Origin of the sequence: Chryseobacterium phocaeense (genome assembly GCF_900169075.1) — a bacterium.
Classification (GTDB): domain Bacteria; phylum Bacteroidota; class Bacteroidia; order Flavobacteriales; family Weeksellaceae; genus Chryseobacterium; species Chryseobacterium phocaeense.
Genome location: NZ_LT827014.1, coordinates 432,454 through 449,697, shown reverse-complemented (window position 1 = coordinate 449,697; position 17,244 = coordinate 432,454). Strand labels below are relative to the sequence as shown.

Sequence of the window (17,244 nt, the reverse complement as noted above, 5' to 3'; positions counted from 1 at the left end):
AAAATCAGCAGAAATATAGCACTATTTTACATGAATTTATCTCCTTTCTTGAAACTTTTCAGGTCAAGAACATAATCTTTGATCAGCTGATCGTTGTCTCTGGGACATATCAGCAATGCTTTATCCGTGTCTACCACAATAAAATCTTCAAGTCCGTCAATGATGACCGCTTTGTTATTGTTTTTCAGACGGATAATATTTCCCTTGGAATTATAATTCAGGAAGTGCTTTAGTTTTACCGCATTTCCGTTTTTGTCTTTCTCTGTATTTTCATAAACGGAAGTCCAGGTTCCGAGGTCGCTCCATCCCAGATCCGAAGGAATGACGTATACATTTTTTGCTTTTTCAAGGATTCCGTTGTCGATGGAAATTTTCTGGACTTTCGGATAAATGATTTCGATGCAGCCATTTTCCTTTGCAGAATTGTATTCACAGGCCATGAAGTGCTGCATCATTTCCGGGAGATACAGCTCGAATGCATGATGAATACTTTTCACATTCCAGATAAATATTCCCGCATTCCAGAGGAAATCCCCGCTTTCCAGGAAGCTCTGGGCAATCTCCAGAATAGGTTTTTCCGTGAAGGTTTTTACTTTAAAATAATCTGATCCCTTCTTTTCCACAAACTGGATGTAGCCGTATCCGGTATCAGGTCTTGTAGGCGTAATGCCCAGGGTCACCAGATAATCATGTTTTGCTGCCAGGTCGAAGGCCAACTCTACTTTCTCAAGGAAAACATCTTCTTTTAAGATTAAATGATCAGCCGGAAGCACAATCATGGTAGCATCCGGATTAATTTCAGCAATTTTGTTCGCCATATACAGGTTACATGCTGCTGTATTTTTCATCAGGGGCTCACCCACAATATTCTCTTCAGGAATTTCCGGAAGCTGCTGATGGGACAGTGCCACATACTCTTTATTCGTGATCACGAATATCTGCTCTTTAGGAATGATGCGGCTGATCCGGTCATAAGTCTGCTGAATCATGGTACGCCCTGTTCCTAAAATATCCTGAAACTGTTTTGGAAATTTGTGTGTGCTCATAGGCCAGAACCGGCTCCCGATTCCTCCCGCCATAATAACACAGTATCTATCTGATTTTAACATTCTTGCCTACATTTTTCAACCCTAGCCAGAGGCTTGAAAGAATATTTCCTTCCCGTAGCCAGATTCTTACAAAGATAGTTTTTTTTAATCAGACCTTCTAATAAATACTTTTCGTTCCGGTACATAAAAAATTCCCCTTTTTGAAGTTCTTCTATAAAATTCAGTCTATCGTCTTCTTTCTCAGTATGAAAATATCTTACAAGATCCGGACTGGCCATGAAATTGGCCTTTGGAGATTTTGAAAACCGGATAATGATAGGCCGCAGATCTTCATCATATACCTCAATACTTTCGAGAAGCATATTTCTGAAGGTTTCTTTCCACTCGTTGCCGTGTGGAGATATTCTTCGTCCGTATTTTTCAAAAGCGATCAGATGAGCCAGCTCATGGGTCAGCACAAAGAAGAAAAGCGGTGGTGTAAGGGTAGAATTTACAGTAATTTCATGCGAATTATCCGGTAGTTTCCTGTAATCTCCCAGCTTTGAATTCCGGCTGCGGGTTACTTTTATATGGATATAGTAATCTGCAAACCAAATTCTTAGGTATTTTAATGTATTTTGAGGTAAGTATTTTTCTAATGACTGGATCGGCATTTTACAAAGTTAATGGAATTCCTGAATAGAAATTCAGCAGTTTAAGGCTGAAAAGGTAATTATATTTTGCCTGGGCAACCGATCCCTGAGCATTCGCATAATTATTTCTGGCCACGTTCACATCATAAATGGTAGATCTTCCTGCCGTATAACTCTTATCTGCAAACTCCAGAGCAAGCTTTGTACTCTTTTCTGTTTCCACTGCGGAAAGGAATGTTTCATAATTAGCATCCGCATCAAACTGGGCCTTCTGAACATTCTGTCTTACCGTGTTTTTCTGCTGCTCCAGGGTGTTTTTGGCGATACTCTGGTTGATTTTAGACTGCTCAACCTGTAATTTTGTAATCCCTTTATTGAAAATAGGCACATTCAGGGAAACTCCTACCTGCTGACCGAAGTTATCTTTATACTGCTGGAAAAAAGAAGGATCATTCACAATGTTACCAAACTGATCATAGCTTTTATTCAACAGGTTGTTATAAAAACTTCCAATTCCTGCACTTGCCGTTAATGTAGGCCAGAATGCTGTTTTTGAAACTTCCGTCTGAGCTTCTGCGGATCTGATTCTGCTTTCTGCCGCCTTGATCTGCGGTTGATTTTCATAGGCAGTAGTAAGAACTTCATCCACTGATTTAAGCTGAGAAGGCAGTGTTTCTCCTACAGCCACATCTTCCACATCGAATCCTTTATAATCCGGAAGCTGCAAAAGCTGAACGATGGCAAACAAAGCTCTCCCCACATTAATCTCTGCGGTTTTAAGGTTTTGTTTTTCTCTTGCCAGTGCTGCCTCCGCTTCCGCAAGAATGGTTTGTGCAGTGGTTCCCACCTGCGTGGTTATTTTCGCTCTGTCATATTGTTTCTGAGCGTTTTCTACAGCACTTTGAGAAATCTTTACAATTTCCTTATTCAGGAGAACCGTTAGATACTGTTGGGCAATCTGCAGGGAAATATCATTTTTAATGGTTTCTATGTCATACTGGCTGGCTTCTACATCAAACTGGATCTTTCTGATGTTTTTTTCTAACCTGCCGTTATTGTAAACTAAAATGTCGGCTCCGAGATTGGCACTGTTACTAAACCGGTCATTCCTTAAACTTCCGGTTCCGAATGAAGTCTGCCCGAAACTCACATTATTGCTCATGTTTCCAGATACTGATGGCAGATATTCCTTTTTAGCCATTTTAAGATTAGAATCCTGGATCTGTTTGGAATATTGATTTTGGATAACCTGGAGATTATGTTCCACAGCATAGTCTACGCATTCTCTTAAGGACCATTTTTTCTGAGCGCTTAGTCCCAGACAACTTAATCCAAAAACGATAATCCAAACTTTTTTCATATTAATAATTTTCAATATTAGACGAGCCAAATATAAAAAAGTTACAGTTTTAAAAATTAATATTTCATTTTAAAAAACTTTTATGAATTTTGCATCATGACAAATGGACAATACCAGGAAGCGGTAGACTGGCTTTTCGTACAGGCTCCGAACTATCAGATCGATGGCCTGAAGGCCTATAAACCGGGGTTAGACAATATTACAAAGCTTTGTGCTTTCTTTGGAAATCCTCAGGAAAAGATATCATGCATCCACATTGGAGGAACCAATGGGAAAGGCTCTTCCAGTAATATGCTGGCTTCTGTTCTTCAGGAAGCAGGCTATAAAGTCGGGCTTTACAATTCTCCGCACCTGATTGATTTCACGGAACGCATTAAAGTGAACGGTAACAACTGTAATAAGGACTTTGTTTTTGATTTTATTCAAAAGCTAAAGACCCTACCTGAAGACATCCTTCCATCGTTTTTTGAGTTTACCACCATTATGGCTTTTGAATATTTTTATCAGCAGGGAGTAGATTTTGCCATTATTGAAGTGGGACTCGGCGGAAGACTGGATTCTACCAATATCATTAAGCCTCTTCTTTCTGCGATCACCAATGTACAGCTGGACCATCAGAATATTTTAGGGAATACTATTGAACAGATCGCTGCGGAAAAAGCAGGTATCATAAAACATCATACCCCGATTATTTCCGGAGACGAAAATGATTCGGTGAAAAATATCATCAGACAGAAAGCTCTTGCCGAAGATGCTCCCTTCGTTGATGCTACGGTCATCAAATCGGAACTTGGTTCTGATCTTAAAGGCAATTACCAGCAAAAAAACATCCGTGTTGTTCTTGCCCTCATCGAAGAATTAAAAAAATTAAATGTCCCTGTTTCTGATGAACAGATTGAAAAAGGACTCCTCCACGTTCATCAAAACACCGGTTTCATTGGCCGTTGGTTTGAGTTTTCAAAAGATCCGCTTACCATTTGCGATACCGGGCACAATCAGGCAGGCCTTGAGTATGTATTTTCACAATTGAATACAATTAATCGTCATAAGCACGTTATTCTGGGATTTGTGAATGATAAAAAGATCGATGAAGTAATGGCTCTTCTTCCTGAAAACTCTGAGTTCTATTTTGCAAAACCATCCATCAACAGGGGAAGACATCCGGAAGATTATGAAAATCTACTGCAGCAAGCAAAAATTTCCTATACAATTTTCAATTCCGTACAGGAAGCGTATCTTTCTGCAAAAGAGCGATGTACAAACGAAGAAATGATTTTTGTGGGCGGAAGCAACTTTGTAGTTGGAGAATTTTTAGAAAAAAATTTGGAGTTTTCCGAATAAGTCGTATATTTGCACCACTCTAAACGAGAATACAAGTATAGAGGGTTCTTAGCTCAGTTGGTTCAGAGCATCTGGTTTACACCCAGAGGGTCGGGGGTTCGAATCCCTCAGGACCCACAGAAAAGGATACTGAAGCCTTTCAAAAAATTTCAGGGCTCTTAGCTCAGTTGGTTCAGAGCATCTGGTTTACACCCAGAGGGTCGGGGGTTCGAATCCCTCAGGGCCCACAAAATCTCTCAGGAAACTGGGAGATTTTTTATTTTCAGATATGATATAAAAAAAATATTATTTCATCTTTTTGAGCAGAAGTCCCAGTTTGTACACATCAAGATATCTCAGATCCACTCCTCTTTTTGATAATTTTTTCTTTACCGCTTTCATAGTGAAATCGTTCAGAATAAGCCCAAATAACGGCTTAAAAGGAAGCTTACTATACAGCCTGACCAATTTTACTTCTGATAATTTTTCAGCGAGATTTTTATCCTTCAGCATGGCAGCGAGGCTTTCTATAGACTCCTCTACTTTACCCAGATACACACTGTTGCTTTCAAGATCATTATTAAATATGGGATTGCTGATGTGGTCAATCTTTAATTGTGCTGATTTCAGATCCATCGCAAAAAGAAGGTCTTCATAGCCATATTTCTGAAAAGCCGGGTTGAAACCCACTTTTTCAAAAATATCTTTTTTAATGACAAAATTATTGGTCTGAAAACTTAAATAAGGTTTATTCAGTCGGAATTCAAGCGGGAGGTTTTCGCGTTCAACAGAAAATTTCCATCTTAAATAATGTTCGTCATCCGGCGCATCTGCCGAAACAATTCTCCCCCCATACATAACATCGGTTTCCGGATGTTTCTGAATAAAATCCGTATAGTTTTTTAAGAAGTTAGGTTCTGTAATTTTTCCGTCACAATCCAGAAATAGCAGATATTTTCCGGATGCATATTGTTGAAAAAGATTCCTGATTCTGGATCTTCCGATGTTTTTTTCAAGAAAAATGAAGGTTTCAACCTCTTTTTGAAGGTTTTGATAGGTATTTTTAAATCTTTCATCCGAAGCATCATCAATCAGAATGACCTCTGCATCTACTCCGTTAATGCTGATTTCCTTTTTTAAATCGGAGACAAGTCCGCGGACATCAAAGTTATAGACAGGAATGCATACTGACAACAGCATTATACAAGGATTTTTTCAACGATCTTCTGAACGTTCAGTTCTTCAAGACAAGCCCAGTCTCCACGGTAGCATTCTTTATCTCCAAACACGGAACAAGGCCTGCAGGTAAGGTCTTTCACCTGAACTACATCATTTTCGCTCTGTCCAAACCCCAGAAAACCGGCGTAGGGATGTGTTGCGCCCCAAACCGACACACATCTGGTTCCCATCAGGCTTGCCAGGTGCATATTGGCAGAGTCCATGGAGATCATTAATTCCAGTTCTGAGATTTTCCGGAGCTCCTGTGAAAGGTTTAATTTTCCGGAAAGGCTTTCGGTATTCGGGATCTCATGGGCCCATTTTTCAAGGGTTTCCGTTTCTTTTTTCCCGCCTCCGAAAAAGTAAATTTTGTATTTCTGAGCCAGGATCCTGGCCAGCTCATACGATTTCTCCAAAGGAAGCATCTTTCCTCTGTGCTGGGCAAAAGGGGCCAAGCCAATTCCTTCTTTTTGTCCGGATACCGGCCTGAGCTTATGTGACAGTTCAACGGAGAAACCCATAGCCCTGAAAACATCAGCATAACGCTCAACTGTTCTCTTTAACTGTACTTTATTAAGGTTCCAGACATCGGTTAGCTCTTCTTTTTCCTCTTTCCCTTTATTTATTTTAAATACTTTCAGTCCTTTTCTTCTGTAGATTTTATCAAGGATTTTTGTTCTGATCACATCATGGAGATTCGCGATCAGGTCCGGGTTGAATTCTTTGATGAGTTCATTGGCCAGCCTTCTCAATCCAAAGAATCCTTTATATTCATCAAGGTTGACTCCTTTAAATATAACGTTCGGAATATCAGTAAATAAGCTCTCAAAATTCTTTCTGGAAACCATTACAATTTCCACATCAGGATTTTGCTCCAGAAATTCTCTGAAGACAGGAGCCGTCATGGCGACATCGCCGAAAGCTGAAAAACGATATGCTAAAATTCTGGTCACGGCTAAGATTTTAGCTGATAGGCAACTGCATAAAATTTAATTTGTTTGGTCATCGCCATTAATCCGTTCGCCCTGGACGGGGAAAGAAATTCCTGAAGTCCTATTTCTGCAATAAATTCAAAATCAGAATCCAGAATTTCCTGGGTAGAATGACCGCTGTAAATACTCACTAACAGAGAAACGATCCCTTTAGGAAGGATACCGTCCGAGTCTGCATTAAAGAAAAGTTTTCCGTCTTTGAATTCAGCATCAATCCATACCTTACTCTGACAGCCTTTGATCAGGTTATCATCAGTTTTTCTGTCCTCTGGAAGGCCCTTCAGCTCTTTCCCGAGATCTATTATGTATTCATATTTCTGCTCCCAGTCATCAAGAAACGCAAATTCGTCAATTATTTCCTGCTGTTTTTCCTTAATGGTCATGTTTTTAACAAAATTTTAATGCAAAGATAACCATTTTTATAAAGAATATTTATTCTGATACTTTTTCAAATACTTTCAGCAGTTTTATTTCCTCATTTTCCCAGCAGAGAAATTTCGCGGCTTTCTCCAGCTCCGGCTGATAACCCAGCCTTCCTTTATCAAGAATTTTCTTTACAGCTTCTGCGATGTGTTCAGGCTGATGGCTTTTAAGAATCTCGCCTACATCAAACTGGTTTTTGATATTTCTCATTTCCGGAAGATCTGCCAATACGAGAGGAACCCGGCATTGGATGCAGTCCAGAACCTTGTTTGGCAGGGAATAAAGGTAACTGTCTCCTCCATTTTCTTCAATACTCATGCCTACATCGGCCATTAATGTGATAGCTCTGAGATCATCAGGCTTCAGTTTTCCTAAAAACTGTACTTTATGCTGGAGATTTTCTTTAACAACAAAGTTTTCATACTCTTTTTTCCGGGGTCCGTCTCCTGCGATCATTAAAACAACACCGTCAAGATGGTGCATCGCAAGAATAGCTTTATCAATTCCCCGAAAGGGATTGATGGCTCCCTGGTATAAAAATATTTTAGGATGATTGTCCGGAATTTCTGTAGTAAAATCCAGTCTCCTCTGTGCATTCTGAACCACAACGGGATCTGCTCCGTATTTTTTTTGGAACCAGTTCGCATAACCTCTGCTGGCAGTAATCATCAATTTAACCCTGGGAACAATGCTTTTTTCCAGATACCTCCATAATTTTTGTGACATTTTGCCCTGAATTGCAGGCATTTCTGAAAAAATTTCATGACTGTCAAAAACCAGAGGAATATTTAGCTTTTTTGCGATTAAATAATTAGGAAGTAGGGCGTCAATATCGTTGGCATGAAGAATGGTATGCTGATCTGCTTTTTTTTTCAGCAGATGATACAGTTTCCAGTTAAATTCAAAATAAGCCGTTTTTAAGCTTGTGGAAACTAAATGGATTCTCGAAAACGGATATGGACGTTCCATCTGCTCTGCCCCGTTCCAGTCATTTCCGATCAGTTCTACCTGATACCCGCTTTCGTGGAGGGTTCCGCAAACCTTCTCTATACGCTGATCCGTGTATAAGTTGCTGAAGGCAGATGTAATGATCTTTTTTTTCATTATGCTTTCTTTCCGGCCAGCAAATGATAGATCTGAATAAGGCAAATCAGTCCGTTCGGGATGATCACCGGCCACAATAAACCATTAAAAATACCATAAATGACAAAGCAGATGCAGCCTATCATGTTGACAATTCTGATTTTTCTTATATCTTTAAGGATGAAACTCAGCACAATGAAAACGGATGCAGAATATCCAATATAAGTAGTAATTTCGGGATTCATGGAAAAATTTTAAGGAGAACAAACTTAATCATTTTCAATAAGATAATAAAATTTTTTCTGCCATAAAGTCATTAATTGATTTTTGGTAAAATATTTGTAATTTAGATAATGAATAAATGGCGCTGTTGCCTTTATTCTAATGAGATATATTATGGATTATAAGTTTTCACAAGGTTTGAGCCAGGTGTTCAAACAAAGCAAAAGCGAAGCTAAAAGGCTGAAAAGTGAATTTCTCAATACAGAACATCTACTTTTAGGTATTATAAAAACGGAAAACTCTGCGAAAGAAATCCTTCAAAACCTTAATGCGGATTTAACACAAATCAGAAGAAAAATTGAAACTTTAAATACAGCGAGTCTAAATCCTATTTCTGAAGAGGTTACCAATATTTCTTTCACCAAGATGGCAGATCATGCTATTAAACGTGCGGAACTTGAATGCAGACAGTATAAAAGCAATGAGATTAATACCGTTCATCTGCTTTTAGGCATTCTTTACAAATATGAGGATCCTACTTCAAATATTCTGGGAGCTTATGATATCGATTATGAAGGAGTTTCAAAAGAATACCAGACGATGCTTAAAAATTCCGGGCAGGCACCACAAAACAGTGCGTATGATGATGATGACGACAGAGAGGAATTTGAGCAGATGAGGAAGCCTTCAGGAAATTTAGGTTCTGCAAAAAGTAAAACTCCTACACTGGATAACTTTGGGCGTGACTTAACTTCTTTGGCAAGAGACGGAAAATTGGATCCTGTAATCGGGCGTGAAAAAGAAATTGAGCGTGTTTCTCAGATCTTATCACGAAGAAAGAAAAACAACCCGCTTCTTATTGGTGAGCCAGGAGTTGGTAAATCTGCCATTGCAGAAGGACTGGCTTTGAGAATTCAGCAGAAGAAAGTGTCCAGAGTTCTTTACGGAAAGCGTGTAATCACTTTAGATCTGGCGAGTTTAGTAGCCGGAACCAAATACCGTGGTCAGTTTGAAGAAAGAATGAAGGCCATTATGACGGAACTGGAGAAAAACAGGGATGTCATCCTGTTCATTGACGAGCTTCATACCATTGTTGGCGCTGGAAGTTCCACAGGAAGTTTAGATGCATCAAATATGTTCAAGCCGGCTTTGGCAAGGGGAGAAATTCAATGCATCGGGGCAACAACGCTTGATGAATACCGTCAGTATATTGAGAAAGACGGAGCGTTGGAAAGAAGGTTCCAGAAAGTAATGGTAGAACCTACCAATATTGATGAAACCATTCAGATCCTGAATCAGATTAAAGATAAATATGAAGAACATCACAATGTAGTGTATACTCCGGAAGCAATTCTGGCGTGTGTCAACCTGACATCGAGATATATTACAGACCGTTTCTTACCGGATAAAGCTATTGATGCCATGGATGAAGCAGGTTCAAGAGTGTATATCAAGAATATGAAAGTGCCTACTGAGATCATTGATTTTGAAAAGAAAATTGAGGAAATCAAAGAAATGAAGCAGAAAGCTGTAAAAGCTCAGGATTATCTTGAAGCCAGAAAGCTTAAAGATGAGGAGGAACGTCTTCAGATGGAACTGAATGCTGCTCAGGATAAATGGGACAAGGATGTAAAAGAGAAAAAAGAAACCGTAACGGAAGAAAATGTAGCGGAAGTAGTTTCTATGATGAGTGGTGTTCCGGTAACGAAAGTGGGTAAAAATGAGCTTGATAAATTAGCTCAGATGGATGATAAGCTGAACGGAAAAGTAATCGGTCAGGAAGATGCTGTGAAGAAGGTGGTGAAAGCCATTCAGAGAAACAGAGCCGGTCTTAAAGATCCGAACCGTCCGATTGGTACCTTTATTTTCCTTGGTACTACCGGGGTTGGTAAAACCGAGCTGGCGAAAGTAATGGCAAGAGAACTTTTCGAATCTGATGAATCCCTGATCCGAATTGACATGAGTGAATACATGGAAAAATTTGCGGTTTCCAGATTGGTTGGGGCGCCTCCGGGATATGTAGGATACGAGGAAGGTGGACAATTAACGGAAGCTGTAAGAAGAAAACCTTATGCTGTGGTTCTTCTGGATGAGATTGAAAAAGCTCACCCTGATGTGTTCAACATTCTGTTACAAATTCTGGATGAAGGCCACGTTACCGACAGTTTAGGAAGAAAAATCGACTTCAGAAATACGATCATTATCCTTACTTCAAACATCGGAACCAGAGATCTTAAGGATTTTGGAGACGGTGTAGGATTCGGAACCTCAGCGAAGAAAACCACTTCAGATACCAGAGCAAGAAGCACCATTGAAAATGCCCTTAAAAAAGCATTTGCCCCTGAATTCCTAAACAGAATTGATGATATTGTGATCTTCAACTCTCTTGTACAGGATGATATCAAGAAAATCATTGATATTGAGCTGAACAAGCTTTATGGCCGACTTGAAAAATTAGGATATAAAGTAGATTTAACTGAAGATGCTAAGAACTTTATTTCTGAAAAAGGATGGGATAAAGACTTCGGTGCAAGACCATTGAAACGTGCTATCCAGAAGTATATTGAAGATCTGCTGGCAGAAATGCTGGTGAACAAACAATTGAATGAAGGAGAAACCATAATTCTTGACCTTAATGAAGCTAAAGACGGATTGATAGGAAAAACATCAAAACCGAAGAAGACCACAGAGAAATCTTCTCAGTCTTAATACAAATAATATCATTATAATGAAAAGCACCGGAAAAATTCCGGTGCTTTTTTTATGTTTTGGCTAAAGCCCGTTTCTATTGATGCTGTTTTATTAAACTACTACGGCTGATTGCATCTTTTTTGAAACATTAAGGGCATTGAAGGAGGTAAGAAAAGTTAAGAGAAAATCTAAAGATTTTATTTAGCTCTAATCCTTAAAGCGAAGCACAGCTTAATGATCTTAAAATCTTAATCTCACTTAATGGTTCAAATAGTATTTATAAAAGTTTCTGATTTTTAAGCTTAAGTGTACTTCTTATTCTCAATACTTTTAGCTAAAAAATAACTAAAGTGTTTAAAAACTTTTGTGACTTTTGTGGTGAATAGTCTACAGTCCCACAACGAAACCGATATTCGGGATCAGTCCGCTTGAAAATATACTGGAATTTTCCTTCCAAAGGACATTATACATCAGTCCAAGCTGCATAAAGGAATTATTCCCGATTCTCTGCATATATCCACCACCGAGGTACAAAGCACTTTCCTCCTCATTGGTTTTATAATCGTAATATTTGTCTTTATAATTGATAAAATAATGCTGGAAATTTGCACTTACATAAAAAGTTCTCGCGATATAATAATTCAAAAAGGGACCCGCTCCGAACATGGTTGAACGGTAATAGTCCGATGTCTGCCAGGAAACACTCCCCACTACTCCGCCTTCCAGGTCTTCTGTAAGCTTATACCCTAACCTCGGTGAAGCCTGAAGATAAAAAGAGCTCCGGCTTCCGAAACCCACCCCTATTCCGCCTCCGAAGGTCCAGCGATTGCTGCTTTCCGGTGAAGCACCAATGGAGACCTGAGAAAACAAGGGTGTTGAAATCATTATCAATAAAGGAATAATAAACTTTTTCATATTAATATTGTTTTTGTCAATGTTTAAAATTATGGTTTTTTTGCGAATCTTTTTAGTTGTATTTTTGCCACGTCAAACTAAGAACTCCCGTTAAGAGTTTCGTAAAATTGAAATATAATGAAAGTAGTAGTAGGATTATCCGGAGGTGTAGACTCCAGTGTAACAGCGTATTTGCTGCAACAGCAAGGCCATGAAGTGGTGGCTTTGTTTATGAGAAACTGGAATGATGCATCGGTAACGCTTGAGGATGAATGTCCGTGGATTGAGGACAGCAATGATGCCCTGATGGTAGCCCAGAAACTGGGAATTCCTTTTCAGGTGATTGATATGAGTGAGCTTTACAAGGAGCGCATCGTGGATTATATGTTCGATGAATACCAGAAAGGAAGAACACCGAATCCCGATGTTTTGTGCAACAGGGAAGTGAAATTTGATGTTTTCATGAAGACCGCAATGTCTCTGGGAGCAGATAAGGTAGCTACCGGACATTATGCGCAGGTTACTTCAACTTTTGACGAAAACGGAAAGGAAATTTTCCATCTTTTAGCCGGAAAAGACAACAATAAGGACCAATCTTACTTTCTTTGTCAGCTAAGCCAGGAACAGCTGTCAAAAGCCTTGTTTCCCATCGGGGAACTGACCAAGCCACAAGTAAGGGAAATTGCAAAAGAAATAGGCCTTGTAACGGCTGACAAAAAAGACTCCCAAGGATTATGCTTCATCGGAAAGGTAAGCCTTCCCCAGTTTTTACAACAGCAGCTGGTTCCGAAAGAAGGTGAAATTGTAGAAATTTTCAAAGATTCTGCTTTATTTTCTAATGAAAAACCGGGATTTTCTTCAAAAGAGGAAGAACTGGAATTTTTATCCAGGAAAATCCATTATAAAAAATCCGACGGAAAAGTAATCGGAAAGCATCAGGGGGCCCAGTTTTTCACCATCGGGCAAAGTAAAGGACTTGGCATCGGAGGTCATAAAGAAAGCTGTTTTATCATCTCCAGAGATATGGAAAACAATATTATTTTTGTGGGCGAAGGGCACAGCTTCCCGGGATTACATAAAGAAGCCCTTAAAATGGACTCTTCAGAAGTGCAGTGGGTTCGTGAAGACCTGAAACTTAATAATGGTGATTCTATGGAGGTGATGGCGAGATACAGATACAGGCAACCTTTACAAAAGGCTGTTCTTTATCAGTTTGAACATGCATCTTATATTAAATTTGAGGAGCCTCAATCTGCAATTGCAGAGGGCCAGTTTGCGGCCTGGTATATTGGTGACGAGCTGATTGGAAGTGGCGTTATTTCATAAATCAAAAATTTTTTGAACATTTTCTGTAACATATTTTGAGTTGTCAGACTTATTCTGTAAATAATCAATCAACTTGATATATTATAAAATCCCGAAGCATCTGTTTCGGGTTTTATTTTTGTTATTAGGTTTATTATTTTTTTATCCTATGATTTAAATGAGTGGACTTAACAACCATGATTACCAGGATTTCAGCAATAAGAATACTGAACAATATTCCTACAGGTCTGTCTAAATTCAGGCCCCGGATTAATTTTATCATACCCAAAGCGAAAATAAAGAACATGAAGTAAAATGAAATTTTTGAAACGTTTTCATCAAAGTATTTTAAGGAGAAAACAGATATATAAAACCCCACTGTCAGGATCAGATAAAATTTAAGAAATCCGGGACCTGTTAAAGCAATCGGGTTGCTGGTCTTACAGCACACCGCAAGCCATATACAACTTACTGCTGCCGGTACTGAGTGAATGATCAACTTTTTCATAGTTTTTAATTTTATTTATCCGCCACAACCTCCTCCGCAGCCCCCGCAGCCGCCACCACAACCACTTCCGCAACCGCTGCTTCCTCCACTGCAACTGGAACCTCCGCTGCAACCAGACCCGCCATCAGAATTACTGCTGACATTTTTATCCTGTTCTTTGTTGATGTTTGCTGAAAAAATCCATGAAATAAAACTGATGAAGCTGAAGAAACCAACGATGCAAAAAACAGTCAGCAGTACCCCTCCCCAGATGCCTCCAGAGCAGGAGTACACCAGAAATAAAAGGCTGAACAGCGTAAGAAACCTGAATCCTTTTGTCCAGAATGCCGGCTTTCTTTTTTCTACGGATTCATCTTCCCAGATCTCTTTTGGAGCTTCGTGCTGAAAAATCTCACGATAACTTTTCAGTGTTTCGGAAAACCAGTTCTGATGTTTTGTCTTTTCATTAAAACCTCCTTTTGAAGGATGATGGTGAAGATTTCTTTTTAAAATGTTGGGACAGAAGTCTTCCCAGTAGTTCTGCGTGTAGATCAGATGCATATGCCATACTTTGTCTACCGTTTCGCTTGGCGAGGCTCCATTCGGGAGGATACAGCAGAGATAAACAAATTTTTTATACTCCTGGATTGCTTTTTGAGTGAAATCCAAAGTCCAGCGCTCTTCTTTAGCCAGTTTCTTCGAAAAAGGAAAAGCAGCATCTGAAGCATCTAATGAAAAACTTTGAATTCTATTCCAAAGGCTTTCGTCTTTTAATAGGATGGTTGTTTCCATTGTGTTAACTTTTATTTTTCTACTCAAATATCATTTGATTTTAGAATATAAAAGTCTTGTTAAAATCTTATTTAGAGTTACAAAAGTCTTATATTAGTCTTATAAAACAATCCAATGAAAAAAGAGGATATCCTGCATCTGGAGAAGCTGATGAATTTTTTAAGCCTTCATTTTTTGAAAAAAAACTGCTGGGAAGATGTTTCCAAAACAGAATGGTCCTACATCAGCGCAGAGCTTAATGACCTCATCACTGCAGATAAGACTGAAAAAGGAATAAAAAAAGAACCTGATCTTCTGGGTTCCAATTATCTGTATGAGCATCTGATCATCAATAAGCTGAAAAAGTTTTATCACAACGAAAATGCAGCGGTCAGTAAAGCCAATCTTGCGAAGCTGAGCCAGATTGTGAAAGTACTGGGTTATTCGAGCTATATTGATTTTATCAATTCCAATACCGAATCTTTCAACTTCAATGATCTCAGGATAGATATGAATAATGTGAAACAGAATACAGCCCTTTTAGACCGCCTGGTCGGCTGCTGGTATTCCTACAACAGGAATCTTCCGGAAAATCCTCTTAAGGCCGGTGAAGAGCGGATCTGGCGTTCTGCCATGGAGATTTATAAGTCTGAAACTACCGGAGAATATTTCATCGAACGCAGTGGCGGTGATCATCACAAATATTTCGGAAAAGTAACGGCGTATTCAGATTACGTATTCATCATTATGAACAGCAATACATTCATCCGCCAGCGACACTTTATCTCAAGGATAAAAGATATCAAGGAAAAGCTTAAAAATCCAGAATACAAGCTCCATGAGGTTCATTTTATAAGTACATGCATCAGCTTTAACCAGGAGCCTATTGCCCTGTTTGAAATTTTCCGGAAAGCAGACCGGAAAACTTTTATTTCAGACTCCATCAGCTTCCCGATTGACAGTGACGAGATTCCACAGTCTATTATAAAACAGCTTGAAGATACTGAATCTAACAGAATAGACTACAGATAGTTCCAGGTTGGAGAGTGAGAGAGTTTTAGGGTGATAGAGTCGGAGAATTTTAATGGGGTGCTTTTTAAAAATTGTTGTAAACCATAATTAGTCATCTTAAACTCACCCTCAACCTTAATCTAAAATCTGATGTCCGGTATCTGAAATCTAGTGTCTCCTCTACCCTACCAGCCATTCTTTAAAATCCTTCACCCGGTCACGGCTAACGGTGATTTCTTCCTGCGGCTGAAATTCCATCTCGACCTTGTAGTAAGGCGATGTATGAATGTTTTTGATATAGTCGGAATTAATGATAAACTGTCTGTTTACTCTGAAAAATTTCTTTTCTTCCAGAATATCTTCAAGTTCATCCAGTGTAAAATCTGACGGATAAACCCGTTCCTCCGTCTGAAGATAAACGATTTTGTTTTCGCTGAAAAAGCAGCTGATCTCATGGGTCTGTACAATTTTAAGATTATACCCAATTTTAACCAAAACCCGCGAAAGTGTAGATTTTTCTTTCCTGATCAGTTGTTTAATGTCCTCCGAGCCGGTCATATTATTGGCAGGAATAAAGGACTTGAACTTTTCTATTGCCCCGGAAAGATCTTCTTCCAGAATGGGCTTCAAAAGATAATCAATACTGTTCAGCTTAAACGCTTTTAATGTATACTGATCAAACGCTGTGGTATAAATAATAAACCCTTTCGTAGGTGTTTTTTCAAAGATATCGAAAGACAGGCCGTCTCCTAAAACAATGTCAGAAAAGATCAGCTGCGGATGTTCATTTTCAGAAAACCAGGCTATTCCTTCTTCCACCGATTCTATTTTGCCAACTACCTCTATTTCAGGAAAATTACTGAGCATTCTTTCCAATTTCCTTGAAGCAGGTTTTTCGTCTTCGATAATAACCGTTTTGATCATTGGGTTTCAGTTTTTTAGTCGGGAATAAAATTAGATAAAAAAAGACAGATTAAAAATGTATGTTCTTTTTGTCTTTTCTCATTTCTCTTTCAATAATATCATTTTCCCAGTCTGCATCAAAAACAAACAGTTTTACGGCTTTAACGGTAAGGACAATTCCCCATATCGCAAGAATAATTGATCCGTCAAACAGGGAAAAATTAAATTTTCCTTCTTCAAAAATATCATCAAAGAATATGATTCCGGCTACGATTCCAAACCACAAAAGACTTTTGTAAAATTTCTTAAGCTGGTTCACTCTTTCCTGTGCGCTGTTGTAATCCATGATTATTAATTGCTTTTTAGATGATTAAAGTGTTTTTGTATTCTTATTGTCCTGCTCCATAAGCTCTCTGATCTTTCTTTCTTCCCATTCTTTTCCGATCCCGAAAACGCTGATTCCATGCGCTACAATCCCTACTCCCCATCCAAGCATCGGCCAGTAAAACCATAAGTGCTGAGGAGCTGTAATCATGTTTAACACAAATAAAAAAGGAATAACCAGGCAGTAAGAAGTAAGGTTTCCGTAAAATCCTTTCAGTTCTTTTACTCTTCTTGATGCTCTTCTGTATGCATAAGTTTCTTTGTCGATTGATGTAGTTTCCATAATTTTTATTTTAAAGATGAGTTTGTCATTTTTGTTGAATCAAAGGTAGGTCAGAAAAGGGCCTCCTTTCAACTTAATATGACTGAACGGTAGATTATGAATGCTGAATGGTAAAAAGTTGGATTTAATAGTTTTTGCCGTTGTTTTGATTAAACGCAACGGCGCAAGGTTTTTGACCTGTATGCTGTTTTAAGACGCAATAAAATCAAAGATTTT

General features: G+C 38.8%; 18 protein-coding genes and 2 tRNA genes. 6 read left to right on the top strand and 14 right to left on the bottom strand.

Annotated features, from left to right (window positions below; all coding sequences use genetic code 11):
* Positions 1-26: 26 nt before the first annotated feature.
* From B7E04_RS03530 to B7E04_RS03520, 3 genes are read right to left on the bottom strand one after another with little or no spacing between them, the layout of a single operon-like run.
* Entirely contained in the window at positions 27-1,109 is a 1,083-nt protein-coding gene (locus B7E04_RS03530; RefSeq protein ID WP_228439803.1) for a mannose-1-phosphate guanylyltransferase, read from the bottom strand.
* Positions 1,103-1,702 carry a SprT-like domain-containing protein gene (locus tag B7E04_RS03525; protein ID WP_080777396.1) on the bottom strand — a complete coding sequence of 200 codons (600 nt, stop codon included), beginning with the start codon at positions 1,700-1,702 and terminating at the stop codon, positions 1,103-1,105. The genes B7E04_RS03530 and B7E04_RS03525 overlap by 7 nt, the downstream gene beginning before the upstream one ends.
* A gap of 1 nt (position 1,703) precedes the next feature.
* Entirely contained in the window at positions 1,704-3,041 is a 1,338-nt protein-coding gene (locus B7E04_RS03520) for a TolC family protein (RefSeq protein ID WP_080777395.1), read from the bottom strand.
* A 96-nt stretch (positions 3,042-3,137) separates the two neighbouring features.
* Here B7E04_RS03520 and B7E04_RS03515 point away from each other — a divergent pair, with 96 nt between their 5' ends.
* From B7E04_RS03515 to B7E04_RS03505, 3 genes are all read left to right on the top strand, one after another.
* Entirely contained in the window at positions 3,138-4,382 is a 1,245-nt protein-coding gene (locus B7E04_RS03515) for a bifunctional folylpolyglutamate synthase/dihydrofolate synthase (RefSeq protein WP_080777394.1), read from the top strand.
* A 42-nt stretch (positions 4,383-4,424) separates the two neighbouring features.
* Positions 4,425-4,499: transfer RNA gene (locus B7E04_RS03510), tRNA-Val, on the top strand.
* 35 nt (positions 4,500-4,534) lie between these two features.
* A tRNA-Val gene (locus B7E04_RS03505) sits at positions 4,535-4,609 on the top strand.
* 58 nt (positions 4,610-4,667) lie between these two features.
* Here B7E04_RS03505 and B7E04_RS03500 read toward each other — a convergent pair.
* Genes B7E04_RS03500 through B7E04_RS03480 form a run of 5 tightly spaced genes read right to left on the bottom strand, consistent with a single transcriptional unit; the run spans position 4,668 to position 8,322 of the window.
* Complete coding sequence (locus tag B7E04_RS03500) at positions 4,668-5,561, bottom strand: glycosyltransferase family 2 protein (protein ID WP_080777393.1); 894 nt, start codon at positions 5,559-5,561, stop codon at positions 4,668-4,670.
* Entirely contained in the window at positions 5,561-6,484 is a 924-nt protein-coding gene (locus B7E04_RS03495; RefSeq protein ID WP_080777392.1) for a glycosyltransferase family 9 protein, read from the bottom strand. Before B7E04_RS03495 ends, B7E04_RS03500 begins: the two co-directional genes overlap by 1 nt.
* Before the next feature lie 50 nt (positions 6,485-6,534).
* Complete coding sequence (locus tag B7E04_RS03490) at positions 6,535-6,954, bottom strand: SufE family protein (RefSeq protein WP_062651795.1); 420 nt, start codon at positions 6,952-6,954, stop codon at positions 6,535-6,537.
* A gap of 49 nt (positions 6,955-7,003) precedes the next feature.
* Positions 7,004-8,098, bottom strand: coding sequence for a glycosyltransferase (locus B7E04_RS03485; RefSeq protein ID WP_080777391.1), 1,095 nt, complete (start codon positions 8,096-8,098; stop codon positions 7,004-7,006).
* Entirely contained in the window at positions 8,098-8,322 is a 225-nt protein-coding gene (locus B7E04_RS03480; protein WP_062651796.1) for a hypothetical protein, read from the bottom strand. Before B7E04_RS03480 ends, B7E04_RS03485 begins: the two co-directional genes overlap by 1 nt.
* Before the next feature lie 151 nt (positions 8,323-8,473).
* Between B7E04_RS03480 and B7E04_RS03475 the strand changes: the two genes are divergently transcribed.
* Complete coding sequence (locus B7E04_RS03475; protein ID WP_080777950.1) at positions 8,474-11,008, top strand: ATP-dependent Clp protease ATP-binding subunit; 2,535 nt, start codon at positions 8,474-8,476, stop codon at positions 11,006-11,008.
* A gap of 369 nt (positions 11,009-11,377) precedes the next feature.
* On the opposite strand, the gene B7E04_RS03470 is transcribed toward B7E04_RS03475, so the two are convergent.
* Complete coding sequence (locus tag B7E04_RS03470; protein WP_080777390.1) at positions 11,378-11,905, bottom strand: hypothetical protein; 528 nt, start codon at positions 11,903-11,905, stop codon at positions 11,378-11,380.
* 117 nt (positions 11,906-12,022) lie between these two features.
* On the opposite strand from B7E04_RS03470, the gene mnmA reads away from it, so the two are divergent.
* Positions 12,023-13,210, top strand: coding sequence for a tRNA 2-thiouridine(34) synthase MnmA (gene mnmA, locus B7E04_RS03465; RefSeq protein ID WP_080777389.1), 1,188 nt, complete (start codon positions 12,023-12,025; stop codon positions 13,208-13,210).
* 133 nt (positions 13,211-13,343) lie between these two features.
* Here the strand turns inward: mnmA and B7E04_RS03460 are convergent, their stop codons facing one another.
* The gene (locus tag B7E04_RS03460) at positions 13,344-13,697 is read right to left on the bottom strand and encodes a hypothetical protein (RefSeq protein ID WP_080777388.1); all 354 of its coding nucleotides are present in this window, start codon (positions 13,695-13,697) and stop codon (positions 13,344-13,346) included.
* Between the two features lie 15 nt (positions 13,698-13,712).
* Positions 13,713-14,468, bottom strand: a complete 756-nt coding sequence (locus B7E04_RS03455; RefSeq protein ID WP_080777387.1) for a glycine-rich domain-containing protein — start codon at positions 14,466-14,468, stop codon at positions 13,713-13,715.
* Positions 14,469-14,582: 114 nt separating this feature from the next.
* On the opposite strand from B7E04_RS03455, the gene B7E04_RS03450 reads away from it, so the two are divergent.
* The gene (locus tag B7E04_RS03450) at positions 14,583-15,479 is read left to right on the top strand and encodes a hypothetical protein (RefSeq protein WP_080777386.1); all 897 of its coding nucleotides are present in this window, start codon (positions 14,583-14,585) and stop codon (positions 15,477-15,479) included.
* Positions 15,480-15,638: 159 nt separating this feature from the next.
* On the opposite strand, the gene B7E04_RS03445 is transcribed toward B7E04_RS03450, so the two are convergent.
* From B7E04_RS03445 to B7E04_RS03435, 3 genes are read right to left on the bottom strand one after another with little or no spacing between them, the layout of a single operon-like run.
* Entirely contained in the window at positions 15,639-16,382 is a 744-nt protein-coding gene (locus B7E04_RS03445; protein ID WP_080777385.1) for a LytR/AlgR family response regulator transcription factor, read from the bottom strand.
* A gap of 49 nt (positions 16,383-16,431) precedes the next feature.
* On the bottom strand, positions 16,432-16,707 hold the full coding sequence (locus B7E04_RS03440; RefSeq protein WP_062651805.1) for a 2TM domain-containing protein: 276 nt from the start codon (positions 16,705-16,707) through the stop codon (positions 16,432-16,434).
* Between the two features lie 24 nt (positions 16,708-16,731).
* Positions 16,732-17,028, bottom strand: a complete 297-nt coding sequence (locus tag B7E04_RS03435; protein ID WP_080777384.1) for a 2TM domain-containing protein — start codon at positions 17,026-17,028, stop codon at positions 16,732-16,734.
* Positions 17,029-17,244 lie beyond the last annotated feature (216 nt).

Coding starts and splice junctions, on each gene's coding strand:
- B7E04_RS03485 (WP_080777391.1), bottom strand. CDS start 8,098: ATGAAAAAAAAGATCATTACATCTGCCTTCAGCAACTTATACACGGAT.
- mnmA (WP_080777389.1), top strand. CDS start 12,023: ATGAAAGTAGTAGTAGGATTATCCGGAGGTGTAGACTCCAGTGTAACA.
- B7E04_RS03490 (WP_062651795.1), bottom strand. CDS start 6,954: ATGACCATTAAGGAAAAACAGCAGGAAATAATTGACGAATTTGCGTTT.
- B7E04_RS03480 (WP_062651796.1), bottom strand. CDS start 8,322: ATGAATCCCGAAATTACTACTTATATTGGATATTCTGCATCCGTTTTC.
- B7E04_RS03495 (WP_080777392.1), bottom strand. CDS start 6,484: ATGACGGCTCCTGTCTTCAGAGAATTTCTGGAGCAAAATCCTGATGTG.
- B7E04_RS03445 (WP_080777385.1), bottom strand. CDS start 16,382: ATGATCAAAACGGTTATTATCGAAGACGAAAAACCTGCTTCAAGGAAA.
- B7E04_RS03455 (WP_080777387.1), bottom strand. CDS start 14,468: ATGGAAACAACCATCCTATTAAAAGACGAAAGCCTTTGGAATAGAATT.
- B7E04_RS03530 (WP_228439803.1), bottom strand. CDS start 1,109: ATGTTAAAATCAGATAGATACTGTGTTATTATGGCGGGAGGAATCGGG.
- B7E04_RS03500 (WP_080777393.1), bottom strand. CDS start 5,561: ATGCTGTTGTCAGTATGCATTCCTGTCTATAACTTTGATGTCCGCGGA.
- B7E04_RS03470 (WP_080777390.1), bottom strand. CDS start 11,905: ATGAAAAAGTTTATTATTCCTTTATTGATAATGATTTCAACACCCTTG.
- B7E04_RS03435 (WP_080777384.1), bottom strand. CDS start 17,028: ATGGAAACTACATCAATCGACAAAGAAACTTATGCATACAGAAGAGCA.
- B7E04_RS03450 (WP_080777386.1), top strand. CDS start 14,583: ATGAAAAAAGAGGATATCCTGCATCTGGAGAAGCTGATGAATTTTTTA.
- B7E04_RS03440 (WP_062651805.1), bottom strand. CDS start 16,707: ATGGATTACAACAGCGCACAGGAAAGAGTGAACCAGCTTAAGAAATTT.
- B7E04_RS03520 (WP_080777395.1), bottom strand. CDS start 3,041: ATGAAAAAAGTTTGGATTATCGTTTTTGGATTAAGTTGTCTGGGACTA.
- B7E04_RS03525 (WP_080777396.1), bottom strand. CDS start 1,702: ATGCCGATCCAGTCATTAGAAAAATACTTACCTCAAAATACATTAAAA.
- B7E04_RS03515 (WP_080777394.1), top strand. CDS start 3,138: ATGACAAATGGACAATACCAGGAAGCGGTAGACTGGCTTTTCGTACAG.
- B7E04_RS03475 (WP_080777950.1), top strand. CDS start 8,474: ATGGATTATAAGTTTTCACAAGGTTTGAGCCAGGTGTTCAAACAAAGC.
- B7E04_RS03460 (WP_080777388.1), bottom strand. CDS start 13,697: ATGAAAAAGTTGATCATTCACTCAGTACCGGCAGCAGTAAGTTGTATA.